Annotated in this window: 17 protein-coding genes; all 17 read right to left on the bottom strand. The window is 54.7% G+C overall.

Annotated elements, in window-relative coordinates; all coding sequences use genetic code 11:
• On the bottom strand, window positions 1-1,203 hold a 1,203-nt coding region (locus tag EQY_RS0110260; protein WP_000104015.1), incomplete at its 3' end, for a phage tail-collar fiber domain-containing protein.
• Window positions 1,200-1,835 (bottom strand): phage tail protein, encoded by a 636-nt coding sequence (locus tag EQY_RS0110255; protein WP_000775227.1) that lies wholly within the window; start codon window positions 1,833-1,835, stop codon window positions 1,200-1,202. The genes EQY_RS0110260 and EQY_RS0110255, both read right to left, overlap by 4 nt.
• Window positions 1,832-3,016, bottom strand: coding sequence for a baseplate J/gp47 family protein (locus tag EQY_RS0110250; RefSeq protein ID WP_000606949.1), 1,185 nt, complete (start codon window positions 3,014-3,016; stop codon window positions 1,832-1,834). Before EQY_RS0110250 ends, EQY_RS0110255 begins: the two co-directional genes overlap by 4 nt.
• Window positions 3,009-3,359, bottom strand: a complete 351-nt coding sequence (locus EQY_RS0110245) for a DUF2590 family protein (protein WP_000556623.1) — start codon at window positions 3,357-3,359, stop codon at window positions 3,009-3,011. The genes EQY_RS0110250 and EQY_RS0110245 overlap by 8 nt, the downstream gene beginning before the upstream one ends.
• Window positions 3,349-5,445, bottom strand: coding sequence for a phage tail tape measure protein (locus tag EQY_RS0110240; RefSeq protein ID WP_000082775.1), 2,097 nt, complete (start codon window positions 5,443-5,445; stop codon window positions 3,349-3,351). The genes EQY_RS0110245 and EQY_RS0110240 overlap by 11 nt, the downstream gene beginning before the upstream one ends.
• Window positions 5,445-5,591: a DUF6890 family protein gene (locus EQY_RS26600; RefSeq protein ID WP_000906383.1), complete on the bottom strand. Its 147-nt coding sequence runs from the start codon at window positions 5,589-5,591 to the stop codon at window positions 5,445-5,447. The genes EQY_RS0110240 and EQY_RS26600 overlap by 1 nt, the downstream gene beginning before the upstream one ends.
• A gap of 41 nt (window positions 5,592-5,632) precedes the next feature.
• Window positions 5,633-5,920: a putative phage tail assembly chaperone gene (locus tag EQY_RS0110235; RefSeq protein WP_000998380.1), complete on the bottom strand. Its 288-nt coding sequence runs from the start codon at window positions 5,918-5,920 to the stop codon at window positions 5,633-5,635.
• Between the two features lie 70 nt (window positions 5,921-5,990).
• Window positions 5,991-6,332, bottom strand: coding sequence for a M15 family metallopeptidase (locus EQY_RS0110230; protein WP_000777017.1), 342 nt, complete (start codon window positions 6,330-6,332; stop codon window positions 5,991-5,993).
• 109 nt (window positions 6,333-6,441) lie between these two features.
• Window positions 6,442-6,738, bottom strand: coding sequence for a phage holin family protein (locus EQY_RS0110225; RefSeq protein WP_001155241.1), 297 nt, complete (start codon window positions 6,736-6,738; stop codon window positions 6,442-6,444).
• 3 nt (window positions 6,739-6,741) lie between these two features.
• Window positions 6,742-7,197 carry a phage protein gene (locus EQY_RS0110220; protein WP_000213187.1) on the bottom strand — a complete coding sequence of 152 codons (456 nt, stop codon included), beginning with the start codon at window positions 7,195-7,197 and terminating at the stop codon, window positions 6,742-6,744.
• Window positions 7,194-8,342, bottom strand: coding sequence for a DUF2586 domain-containing protein (locus EQY_RS0110215; RefSeq protein ID WP_000220196.1), 1,149 nt, complete (start codon window positions 8,340-8,342; stop codon window positions 7,194-7,196). Before EQY_RS0110215 ends, EQY_RS0110220 begins: the two co-directional genes overlap by 4 nt.
• A gap of 19 nt (window positions 8,343-8,361) precedes the next feature.
• Window positions 8,362-9,075 (bottom strand): phage virion morphogenesis protein, encoded by a 714-nt coding sequence (locus EQY_RS0110210; protein WP_000197973.1) that lies wholly within the window; start codon window positions 9,073-9,075, stop codon window positions 8,362-8,364.
• Window positions 9,072-9,545, bottom strand: coding sequence for a phage tail protein (locus tag EQY_RS0110205; RefSeq protein WP_000192586.1), 474 nt, complete (start codon window positions 9,543-9,545; stop codon window positions 9,072-9,074). Before EQY_RS0110205 ends, EQY_RS0110210 begins: the two co-directional genes overlap by 4 nt.
• A 9-nt stretch (window positions 9,546-9,554) precedes the next feature.
• The gene (locus EQY_RS0110200; protein ID WP_000459495.1) at window positions 9,555-10,049 is read right to left on the bottom strand and encodes a head completion/stabilization protein; all 495 of its coding nucleotides are present in this window, start codon (window positions 10,047-10,049) and stop codon (window positions 9,555-9,557) included.
• A gap of 98 nt (window positions 10,050-10,147) precedes the next feature.
• A complete protein-coding gene (gpM, locus tag EQY_RS0110195) occupies window positions 10,148-10,858 on the bottom strand; it encodes a phage terminase small subunit (protein WP_001142998.1) in 711 nt (236 codons plus the stop codon).
• Window positions 10,859-10,875: 17 nt separating this feature from the next.
• Window positions 10,876-11,889 carry a phage major capsid protein, P2 family gene (locus EQY_RS0110190; protein ID WP_001011910.1) on the bottom strand — a complete coding sequence of 338 codons (1,014 nt, stop codon included), beginning with the start codon at window positions 11,887-11,889 and terminating at the stop codon, window positions 10,876-10,878.
• A 14-nt stretch (window positions 11,890-11,903) separates the two neighbouring features.
• The coding region (locus tag EQY_RS0110185) for a GPO family capsid scaffolding protein (RefSeq protein WP_000327055.1) at window positions 11,904-12,723 on the bottom strand (820 nt) is incomplete at its 5' end.

The raw sequence follows: 12,723 nt of genomic DNA, 5'->3' as shown, positions 1-12,723 counted from the left end.
TTCACCCGTCCGCAAATTAATAGTGAACGGACGCAGGGGACCAATATCGCCGTTTTCGCCCTGATTTTCCCGGGTGGGAATAAGATGCAGGCACTCTTCAGAACGACGAAAAATCAGGCCAAAAGCTTCGTTGAAAATCCTCAGTGCATTAACACCACGGATTTTCAGCTCCCCGGTCATGGTGTCGCCGTCGCGCTCAACAGCGTCTTTTGCTTTATCCATTGCGGCTTTTACTGCCTTTGATGTGGCGGCGCGGTCTTCTGCGTCGCTGTCGGTGGAGTTGCTGTACTGCGCAAAGCCTTTCTCCTTCAGTGTTGCGTCCGGATGATGGCGGGATTTTTCGTGCTTTGCCAGTGCATTGCTTTGTTCTTCGTCGGGTGTCTCCGGGCGCAGGTCCTGTGGGCCATCTCCTGTCATTTTTGCAAGTGGCGCGACAAAGTGTCGGAAGCCGTTACCGTCTGTATAAGACGCATGTTCCTGGCGGGCGCAGAACGTAAAAACGGTATTCCATTCGCCGGTAACAAATCCCTGCCAGCTTGCATCAATCCAGAGGGTATCCCCGACCGCAGCCGGCAGGCTGTAAGGTTCGCGCAGACTGACGCGCAGACCTCCCACATAACCCACGCCGGCGGCAACAGTAGCGGTACCGTCCTGATAGCTGACCTGAAAACCATCCCCCAGAAAAGCGGCTTCACCGTAGTGATCAAACGCCAGCAGCCGGCGGGCCTCATCCATTCCTGCAAGGCGTGCAGTGAAATCAATCTGCCAGACATCAGCGCTGACATCGATATGCATTGCTGCGGCTGCGCCGTCAAACTCCATGGAAAATGTGCGGATCAGGTTGTTTCCCTGCACGCCGTTTGCTGTTTTAATTTTTTGCTGACGAGGTGTGTGTGCAATCATGCAGAGCACGCCGCTTTCTTCGTTCAGCAGACCGATCCAGTTGTATTCGAAGTCGCCGACTGTCGTGTCCAGAATGATGGAAAACGCGGTCGCGTTCGGCGACAGGAGGCCGTACTGGGTGACCGGCGCACGATACTGAATCATGGATTCATCAGGGAGTATCTCATCGCGGGGGATCTCTGCGGATTCATCCTGTCCCGGAATATATGCAAAAACAAATGTATCCGGGCGCGCAGGTTTTCCACTGATGATTTGATTTGCGCACCAGTGTTCGTACTGTTCAGTAATAATCGTGCTCATGCTTCATCTGCCTGTAATGTGTAATGTTCCACGGACAGGCCGTAATGTCCTGCCTGTAGCGAAGCGGTTAACCAGATGGTGTCCTTTCTCACCGTTGCTTCTGCTGTGTGATACCTGTAATGGCCATCGAATGTGCCGGCTGTCAGCCGGGCAGTGGTTGTATTGATTACCTGAAAGAAATAGCGCCTGCAGGTACGACCATACTGGCGCACGAGCTGCATCATCAGCGCGTTGTTTTCACTTAACTGGGTGTCATTAATGCGCAGTAAAATAACGTCCCAGTCATGCTGCAGTTGCCGTTCCAGTGTTTTAACGTCTCCCACGCCAAGACGCTTAAAGATGCGTTCGAAGCCGGCGCGTTCGCCAGAGTCCTGAGCGTTAATAAACGCGTGTTTCACTCTTAAGCGAAATAACGAAACCGGCTCACCTTTAAATCGGGTGATATTGCGCTGATAAGCCAGCAGGTTAAGTAAAGGCTCTGCGCAGGTGTCGACATCAATCTGCTGTAGTGGCCACGTCAGCCAGCTGTATACCTTTTCCCAGTAGCGATGCGATGAATGTGCCAGCGTTAACGGCTCGCCTTTATTCATCCAGGTGGGGAGCGGGAATTCAGGGAGCTCCGGAAGTTTCACGCGCTCACCTCCACAGTAAGGGATTCCAGACGAGGAACAGCCAGATCACTGAGAATATCCGGAAGAGAAAATGTAACCGACTCCACCTGTGGAAATACCTGGTGGATCTCTTCGCCCAGTCTGGACATGCTGAAACGGCTGTACGGCCATGTTTTCTGAACGTCATAATCGCTGTTTTCGCGAAATGCACAGCGAACCAGATTTTCCACATTGCGCAATAACGTCTGAATTTCCTCATCGCTGAGATTCAGTGTTGCATATAACCAGAGTGTCACGGTCAGGGTGTGGCGTGTTTCAGGCATGGAAAAACAGCGCAGATCATCACCGTGTCCGTGATGACCTTCATCGTTAATGAATGCGTTAACTGCATCAACGAACGGTTCGGATGCGATGCCAGTATCCAGCAGAATGTAAGCATTTGCTGTGCCGGGGCCGCGTGGTGCGTCATGCAGAAAATAGATGCGGTCGGCACTGATGCCGGCAACGCCGGCAATTAATCCCCGGTAAACAGCATCGGTGTGATAAGCGCCGGCAAGATTAAACTGATTGCGAACACGATCACGCAGCTCGTCATCGCTTTCTTCGTTGGCACCCGGTGTGGTCAGCCAGTTTTCATCGTTCTCAACGCCGGCAATACCATCAATCGCCACCGGAAGGATGCGGTAATATCCCGGCGCAAGGTTAAAGCCGGCTCCGGCCTGTTCCGCAGAAACATCGATGCTCATGCTGAGTGTTCCTGCCGGAATAACGGTATCCCTGACAACGATCAGCGTATAAATCACGCCGTTAATGCGTTCTGTCTGAATCTGCGTACCGGCCGGCACGGTAACTGCGCGATCAATGTCGTTTTTGGTGAAACGAATCACGCCAGCTGCGTGCGTGGCAGCCTTGCGTTGCAGGTTTACCGCCCAGGCAAAAACATCAACGAATACACCGCTGGCATCAGCCAGAAACAGGTTTTTCATCACCACATTAACCAGCGCATCTTTCAGCCACATCACGGGTTTTGTGGTGATGGCTGTAATCAGTCGCCAGAACGGCGACATGCGGGATGTGTTGGTGATAAGCCCTTCGTCTTTGACAATGGCTTCAAATTCAGCGCGTGCCTGTTCTTCGGTTACCGGCATGCCGTTATCAGCCAGAATGCGCTCGTAATCTGCGGTTGGTTTGCCGTTAATCATCAAGAGATACCGTAAAAGTCAGGGGTTCAAAAAAATCTTCGGTGTGGGCGCTAATCAGCAGGCGACCAGAAAGCGGGGTTTCTTCTGTCACGCTGACCGTGCCGGGTGTGATGCGCTCATCATCTTCAATCAGCAGTGTCATCTGCATCATGATGTCGGCACGAAGTGTCGGGCTTTTTTCAGCCAGCAGGCGCGTTGCCAGTCCGCTCTCAATGATGGCGTGCTGGCAGTCCTGGGCAATACTTTCCCTGTTGTTGCATAACACCGGCTCACTGGCGCTGTTCAGCGTGAGATTGCGGCCGGTGATGAGCAAATCAATGTAAAGCGGTTTATCAGTATGCATGCAGCTCCATCCACTCGTTAAGACGGGCAGGGGATGGATCCTGCACATTGACGTTAACCACACGACGGGAGTTGTCGATGGTGGTCTGGTTTTCGCTGTTGTTCTGCATCTCTGCCGCAATGCCGCCCGGTCCCGCGCTGATGGCTTTGCCGCCGGTTAATACGGAGCCTTCGCCACTTCCTGTGCTTTCCGGTGTGTCGATATTGACGCCGGGGATCATGTTGAGCTTGCCTACAATCCAGCCCCATGAATCACTGAAGGACTGTTTCACCAGTTCCCAGAGGTTACTGAAAATATTCAGGATGCCGCCCGCGAGATCCTTCAGGGCATCCAGTGGTGAATGCGTGGAAAAATAGTTAACCAGTGCATTCCAGCCGTCCTGGATTGTGTTCCATGCATTGCCGAACCATGCCCCCATACTGCCGACCATTTCAGCCACCCACTGAAAGGCGGCGGTATCCATCAGCGCGGCTTTAATCTCATCCCAGCGGGTGATTAGGAAATAAATGCCCACGCCCAGCGCAGCCAGTGCCAGGATGATTAATGTGATGGGGCTGAAAAGTAACTGTGTTGCAATTGCAGCTCCGCTGGTGACTGCGGTGTAGATTTTCATTGCTATGCCGGCGGCACCCAGCGCAACAGAATAAAGCCAGAGTCCGGCGCGCTGTAATTTCAGCAGCGCCAGCTGAATTTTTGCTTTGACGTTGTATGTCCCCATAGCAATGGACATGGCCAGATACAGCGCCCTGACCGTTCGCGCAACTACAGTGAATGCCCACATGGTAGCCGTCAGTGTGCGTTTCAGCAGAATGAGGATCTTCAGCGGCGCAACAGCTGCCAGCCAGACCAGCCGCAGTCCTGTCCAGACAAACTTCGCCACACCCACCATAATGTTGACAACGGCACCCACTGCGGCAATGCCCAGCAGGGCGGCAGACAGTAAACCAATAGCCCGTGTGATATTGGGATACAGACGTAACCAGGCAACAAAGGATTTACCGCCTTCGTTGCTTTTCTGGATAAACGGGTACAGAACAGGCAGCAACTGCGTGCCGATTTCGATGCGAATGCCGTTAATAATTGCGGCGGCCTGTTCCCATGGATCAGCCATGGCCTGCGCCATTTCGACAGCCTTATCCATACCTTTGATATTGCCCAGCGTGGCGATATTCTTTTCAAGTCCGCCAATGTCCGCATTGAGTAATTTAATCATGGCCACAGCTTCATCGGAGCCAAAGGCGCTTTTCAGCAAATCGGAATCAGCCACTTTTGACAGATCACCAAATTTACCCCTGATAAGTTTCATGATCTCGACAACACTTTTCATCGTGCCGTCTTTATTCACGAAATTAAGCCCCAGCTTTTTCTGGGCGCTGCCTACTGCGGCAAGAAATGCCTTGTATTTTGTCCCGGCCTCGCTGCCACTCATGGTGGCCTGTAGTTGTCCCAGCACGGCGAACTGTTCAGCCGCATCAATACCGGCCGCTTTTGCACTGGCACCCAGCGTGGTGAACGCTGCTGACATGTTATCGCCGGTTGTTTTAAACATTTGCACGGCGGTGGCGGTTTGCCCGGCGACCTGCTCCACCCATTTGCTTTTTCCCATGGCATCAGCCTGGTCTTTAAAGATGCCGTACATGGTGCCCATGTAGGCGGTAATGGTCTGGCTGCTGGATTTGGTTGCTGCTGCCACCGTTGCTGATGCGGTGGTGAAGCGGGACAGCTCATCGTCAGTTAACCCGGCAATGGCTGACTGGATGTCGTAAGAAGCACGCACAAAATCCTGCGCAGCCCCGCCGTATTCCATAGTGAAATCAACGGCGGCGCGGCTGAGTTTACGCAATCCGGACTCTGCGACGCCCAGTGATTTCACCTCACCGAGCGCCCTGTCCATTTCAATGGCTGGCATCAGTGCTCCCTGAATGGCTGCACCCACTCCCCAGAGCGCAGCGCCTCCGGTAGCAATGTCCCGAAAGGCTCCCCGACTTGTTGCAGCAAATCCCTGAACCTGTCGCCCGGCTGCACGCAACGGCCTTGTCAGGCGGTCTGTCAGTTCAAGAAGTAATTCAAGGCGCTGTTGTGACATTACGATCCCTTAAAAGCACGGATAATGCCGTTATTGACGGCGATGCCCATATTTTCCCAGTAGTGGTTATCCAGCCAGACGGCGGCAGCCAGTGACTGCGGCGAGTCATCCTCGCCGGGCAGCCAGTGGCGGCGCAGAATCAGCATCCGGGTAAGGTCATTGCGATCAATGGCCCCCAGATGGCTTTTTATTTTTTTACGGTGATTTCCACTTCCGGCACAAACTCGTTATTCACGGCTGTTGCCAGGCTGGCCGGCATTCCTGGTTTTTCCAGCAACTGGTTCAGCAGATCGCGGTGCTCTTTAATCACGATACGGCGCAGGTAGTTTTTCAGCGGCGCGATTTTGTTATCCGGCATGAAGTCGTTCTGCAGGTCGTTGTAGGCCTTTACGGTCGGGATAAACGTCAGTTCAAGCTCGCCGACCTGTAAAGTGATGGTGTTCTCTGCGGTAGTCTGGGTGTTTTTATCGTTCATCATCATTTCCTTTTAAAGTCAAGAATAAGAGGGCTTAATAAGCCTGCAGGAAGGCTTATTAAGCGTAAAATCAGCGCACGCCGTCGTGCTCAAGGCTGAAATGATTGCCATCCGGGCGGTTTTTAAAACGACCGCCCCATGCGCCACCAAGGGATTCCCAGTACTCGCCCAGCTCGCGGTAGGCCTCTGTACGGGTCTGATATTCACCGTTAATAAACAGATTAAAATCCACGGCCAGCCGCTGGCAGTGCAGGCTGTTGGCAATGCCGGATCCCTTTTGTGCGTTGAGTTTTGCCTGTTCTGGCGTGCGGTACGCCTCACCGAACGTCAGGCCATAACCGCGCTGATGGGCAAACTGGATAAGTTTTCCGATCATGACGGTAAATTGTTGTTGCTTATCGGAGAGTTTCATTTTTGCTCCTTATGAGGTTGCTGAGGTTTGCGCAGCCAGTACCACAGTGCCCGGATAATTTTCCAGGCAATGGCGGCAGCTTTTTGTTCCCTGCGAGACAGCATTGCTGTTACTCCTCTTTGTTCTCTTTCTCGCCCAGCTTCCGGCGCATATGACGCAGGAAGATTTCAACAATCTGGTAACCGGCAACGCCCATTGCGGTGCCTGCGCCGGCAATGGCCAGTGGGTCAAGGTTCGGGTAACGAACCAGCAGGGCAGCGGCAGAAACACCCAGCGCGCTCCCCAGCAGGGTTCGACCCACAAACAACCGCAACGTAATCGGCTCTGCGCCAGCCAGCACCCGACTTGCGGCAGCGATTCCGCCCAGAATGCCCAGGGTGATAATGGTGCGCTCATGCTCCTGCATGGTTCACCCCATCAGTCCGCGCACGTCGTTCTCTGAGAGAACGGGCACGCCGTTGATACGCACAAAGTCAGGGCTTGCCACCACGTACTTGATTTTGTGCGTGGTCAGATCTGCGCTCTCGGTGTCAATGCTTAACAGGCCGGAAAGCATCAGCTCGCAACCGAAGGCTTCGACGCGGATTTCTTCAGTGCCTGTGTTGGCGTAAAACACAAAATCCATTGGCGGCAGATCGCGCCACGATCCCGCCTGAGCAGCCACTTCCCCGAGCTGGTTAAAGCTGCGGGTACTCATTTCGATTTCACCTTCGGCACTGACAGGGCCGCGCAGTTTGCCGTCAGGGATGCCACGGGTTTTGGCAACGGCGCTTTCATCGCTGATGTCCAGTGAGATGCTTTTCACATGGATATCCGTTCCACCGATAAAGGTGTCAAACGCCATGCCGTTAATGCGGGTCGTCATGCGTTTTCCTCCAGAGATTTATCCAGCTGAATGCCCACTTTGATGGTTTTAGGGCAGGCGTAAGGGCGGACGACAATGCTGATGCTGACCGTCTTTTCGTCCTGCCAGGTGATAACCACGTCGCCTTTCTGAGGCGATTTCACTTCGCCCGGAAACGTGATGCCGTTAATTTGCGTTGATTTCGCCATGGCACGCAGTGGGCGGGCAAACAGCGTTTCATGTGCGGCAATGCTTCCCGGCGTGCTGTTCAGTGAGCGATCGGCAATTTTGGGGATGGCCATCAGCCGCACGCGGCGCGCCACCTTGTCAGCAATGCGGACATGCTCAATAACGTTGTAGTCCCCACCTTCCACCTCAAGTGTCACACCATCGGCCCAGTAAAGGCCGTCATAGTCGGCATACCACATGGGCACGCTGTAGCGTGCGGTTGCCAGCGCCTGCAGGGTGGCGAGATCAATTGCCTGCCCTGCGCTGTCTTTCGGGCGCTCTGTGGTTTTCAGTGCGGACAGCGCCCCGGTTGCCACACGCGCCGGACTGTCAGCAATGGTGACGGCGCTGTTACACAGACGGCCGGCGAGAACGCCCGGTTCAAAGCCAAAAATTTCCGGAACCAGCATGATTTGCGGGGCTGCAATACCTTTCTGTAGCGTGGTCAGTTCGGCAACGTAGTCCGCCCAGGTTTTACTGCCGTCGTTGGCGGCGATGGTCAGGATGAACCAGATGCGGCGCTGATATTTATTGATGATGGTCTGACGTAACGCCTGTATGGCGTTGATGTCATCCTTCGTGCTGACCGGTTCGGTGATCACCACACCTTCCACTGAAACAGTTTCCTGAGCCGCCAGTATGGCGTTCTGCCATGCCTGGCAGGCTGGCGTTGCTTCTTTGCCTTTGCCGGCTTCCGGCAGAATGGCAACATAGAAAAAGGCATTTTGTCCGGCATTGGTCAGTGCGGACTGAAGGAAATTCTTCAGCGGGCTGGCGTTCGTTCCCAGCAGTTCATCCAGATCGCTGTTAGCGTTAACCGGCAGAACCTTACCTTTGTTGTTTTGTGCATTGCCCACAAACAGCAGTGTATTTTCCACGCCGTCCGGTGAACTGCTGAATGTGTTGTACTGTTCAATCGTGACAGATGGCCAGGTCATGATTTGTCTCCTGATTTTGTTATCTCGTGCCGCCGTAATGCAGGCTGCGCAATTGCGCCTCCAGAATGCGGGCAAATTCAGCGTTACTGGCTCCCAGAAATGCGCGGGAGGGAATTTTGATTTCCCATACACGTTTTTTCTGCTCGCCTTTCAGAATGCTGATCACCAGCCCGGCCTGCGCCATACTCATGTTTTCCATAATCCATTTCAGGGAAGGTTTTCTGTATCCCCTGCGTCCGGTTTTTTTGCTGACCGCGCCGACGGGGGCGCGAAAGCCCAGAGAAAGAAGGCGTTCTGCCTGCCGTCGTGTGGCGGGACGGGTGCGCATGGCTTCGCTGTCCCGGCGTTTTGTGGCGCGGCCTTTGATGGTTGCGCCGTGCTGTTGCACCCACGCAACTGCCCCACCATGAGAGCCGGTGTTGTAATCCCCTTTTTTGAAGAAAAGGCGGACACTTTTCCCGCTGCCATCAACCCTGATGGCCAGCAGTTTCGGCAGTCCCAGCAGCATTTTGTTTTTATACCTGCCGCTGGTTTTATCCGGTCTTTTTCGTGGTGCCCAGGCTGCCCCCTCCGGTGTTCGCTGTGCTTTCACATTGCGTCGTGCAGCCGGTATCAGGCCGTATTTCGCAATGCGAACCAGCAGCTTTCTGGCCTTTGCCGGCGGAAGTTCTGCCTCTCTGATGGCGCGACGAACCTGCCGGAGTTGTGACTCGTTAATCACGGGGCGCGTCATGGCATCACCTGACAGTGAAGCTGATGCGCCTGAGCCACCCAGATTTCAGGCTTTTCCAGCTGGTAACGTTTCCCGCCTCTGGGGATGGGGCCGTTTTCGTCCTCAACCAGGGTGATGGGATCAACCAGCGGCAGACTGATTTCCAGCCATGCCACTTCATTTTCATCATCCACTTCGACGTCAACGGCTGGCGCATCCGGTGCCAGGCGCTGGCGCAGGTCGCCGCCGTTGTCTGCCAGCCAGGCTTCAACCAGAGAAAACACCAAATCCGGATTCAGTTTGCGGTAGGGCCATGCGTCCCATCGCAGAAAAGCCGTATATTTTCGAACCTGCGTACATAACTGCCCGTGCCCCAGCGACTTCGTAAACGGAACGAGCGTGATGTCATCCATGTCACTGGTGAACGGAATGCGTGCGCGTGCCGGCAGATTGTTTTCAATGAATGCCGTCAGGCTGGCGAGTTGCGTCATACCATTTCCTTAATCAATCAGCGCGATGGATGCACGCGGTCGGCCCAGCAGCGCCCGCACCGCCATTGCCGCTTCAGCCAGTAACGTCCGGCGGCTCTCGCTGGCTTCTGATGAGGGCTGCGCCTCGCGTCGCCCCACGCTGGCAGATTCCGGCAAAAGATCAGCCTTTGCGCGGGCATACACAGCCTTGGTGTACAGTGCTGTAATGTGGTTCTGCATCCGTTCAGGTTGTGCATCCGTATTGCGCGGCTCTGGTTGCAACACGGTGTAACCCGGAATATCAGCGGCCCGGATGTAGCCCTGTTCCTGCCAGTATTCACGGCGTGCAGCCAGTTCAGTGTTAATCTCTGTTACCGCGCAAAGCAGCGCCGTCAGCACCGTTTCGTGTGACGTGACGGCGGGGATGCTGCGGCTCTTTTCAAAATCGCCGGCATCAATATCCGGCCAGAATCCATCGTTCTGAATAATGGCCTGCTGATAGTGAATGCTTTTCCCGTCAAACATGCTCACTCCGGGGAAAGGCGGGCTGACCGGTTTCCGCAGTGTGCTGATGGCTTTTGCCGGCACACCTCCACCGCGCCCGCCCGGTTGTTGGGAGTCGTTTACGTGCCCTGCAACGCGCGCAGTCTTGCGGCAATGCGCTGGCGCAGGGTTTTCACCTGAATTTTGGGATGCAGCCAGGCAGCCCGTTCCAGGCACTGGTCGGCCTGTTGCAGTCTCTCCGGATCGTTAATTGCGCTGGCCTGTGGCTTGCCGTCATCGCCGCGCAGCAGCAGGACGCCTGCAAAGCGCCAGTAGCGGGCAGCAAGGCGTTCATTCACGCGCCATTTGTCGCGGATTTTTTCAAACACCTGCTGAAAATATGGCGCGATACTGTTCCCGCGTTCAGCTTCGGTTTCTGCCCATTCAAGAATGAAATGGGCCACAAACGTTGGCAGCTCGCTTTTGAAGTTCTCCGGCGTCTTTTGCCCCTGCTCAATGGCAATGTCAGCCCACCGCAGCGCCATCTCAAACTGCCCGGTATCGAACAGCCAGATGATGCAGTACACCAGAATGGGATTCTGATAGACGCGTTCCCCCTCCAGATAAGCCTGTGCGTGTGGCAGCCAGCGGGGCAGCAGCGTGTTCCGTTTGAATTCCAGCTTGTCAGACAGCAGCTCCATGTTGTGCAGTTGTCTGATGTCGTTATCCAGTGCCAGCAGCTTAATGTGCTGACTCTCTGTGCTGATGGCGCGCCCGTCCGTTCTGGTCATGAGCGCCGCACGGCGCTCATCCATCTGTCGGGCACGTTGTCGCTGCATTGGCGTTGGCATACCGTGCGCTCCGTTTATCAGGCGATGGTGACCGCAGACTCATCCACGGCAGCATATAAATCCGGATCGCCCAGGGCGTACCCCTCGTAACGCCAGTATGAGTTTTCGAACTGTTTGCGATCGCCCACATCTTCTGCCTTACGACGGCGGGACCCCTTCTGCGTCAGGATCTGCAGGTTTGGCAGCATGGTCACCACCATACGCTTGCCTGGCATAAACGGCGGAATGATGGCCTTGCGGCCTGCGATGTTCTTCGTCAGCAACTGTGCGGCCACTTTTTCGGTAGGCTTGTCCTCTTTGTTGTAAAGGCGCAGTTCTTCGGCAGCCACAAGGTCTGCGCCGACCAGTACGGTAAGGCGAGGATCGTTGTGATATTGCGCCGGGATATAAGTGCGGATCAGGTCTGAGGCCATGGCATCAAGGCCGACATAATCACCGCCTTCGCCCAGGGTAACGGCGTCCGTCAGAATACGGGAGGTATTGCCGGGCTGTTCTCCCCATTTTTTGGCGATTTCATGCCAGCCGATGTTGACGTCTTCGCCGTTCGGGTGACTTTCCGGGTCAGAGTTTTCAGCAGCCTCTTTACCGTTAAAGCCAATGCGCAGCATATCCAGCGCAAAGTTGGTGACGGCGGCGGAGTTCATCAGGTTGAAAAATTCCTGCGGGCTGCCGGCATTCGCCCAGATGGCGAGTTGTTCCCAGGTGATCACGCAGCAGGAATCGGTTTCAACGAGTTTAAATTCGTTGCCTTTGATGCCCGAACCTTTGGCGAAACGACCGCTTTTCACGCGACCGGTGCGCAGCGTGGATTCACCCACGGTGACGACCTGCCCCTGCGGGTGCGGAACGTCCATGCAGGTGATGAAACTCAGAAATTCCGTGCTTTCCAGCAGGGCTTTACGCAGGGCAATGCTGCGCGGTTCGGTCAGTGAAAAGTAACGATCGCTCGAGTGTTCGCAGTCACTGAATGTTTTTTGCAGTTCGCTGATATAGCGATTAACCAGCTTTTGTGCTTCTGGTGTGAAATTCATTGCGCTCTCTCCGGTTACACCAGGTTAAAAGTTTCGCCACCGGCCGGATTGTTGCCCGGCAGCTTCGTGGCGTCCTTGCTGAGTTCAGCAAATGCGGTTTCCATACTGGTAACCTTCTCCGCGATGGCGTTCACTGTGGAGAACAGCTTTTCGCCCTGCTCGGTGGTCAGCGTGAAGGTTTTGTCGTCCTTGTTGTTCTGTTCTGCGTTGTCCTGCCCCTGATCGCCGGTGCTGCCTTCCGGCTTGTTATCACCGGTATCTTTCGGGGCATCCTTCGCGCTGAACTGCGCGACGTTTTTTTCCAGCTCGTCCAGGCGTTCACTGGTTTTATTAATGGCACCCATTAACTGGCTGAACTGTTCTTCGTTCATGGCTTGGTAAATTCCCTGTTGGTGATTGTCAGATGAGAAGAAGCGGGAGAAGAAGTTGCGTTTGGCCTGCTCATCATCAGGCTGCAGCGTAAAATTCAGCGCCTCTGCGTTGCCCATATGGATGGCTTCCCCCATGGAAAACTGCAGGCGTGTAGTGTTAATGCTGGCTGGGGTATCCGTCACGGCGATACCGGACACAAAGAATTTGCCCGTGCCCAGATAGTTTTCCCGCACTTCAATGGAGGTAAAAAGTTTCTGCCCGGCCTTATTGGCTTCAATCAGGAAGCGATTTGGGATCAGGCGTGCTTTAAGCTGCACCTTTTCACCAAATTTTTCGACTTTCAGGGCATCAACAATGCCGTAGTTATTGGTGAAGGCACGCCATCCGGAATCGGCGTGATATGGCCAGAGCATGGCGGCTCGCTCGTCCGGGTTGTAAACCTCGGCGGCATCCGTCAGCCAC

This window comes from Escherichia sp. TW14182 (genome assembly GCF_000208525.1).
GTDB classification, from domain to species: Bacteria; Pseudomonadota; Gammaproteobacteria; order Enterobacterales; family Enterobacteriaceae; genus Escherichia; species Escherichia ruysiae.
Note: the sequence above shows the minus strand (reverse complement) of the source record. Positions and strands in the feature narration are given on the sequence as shown.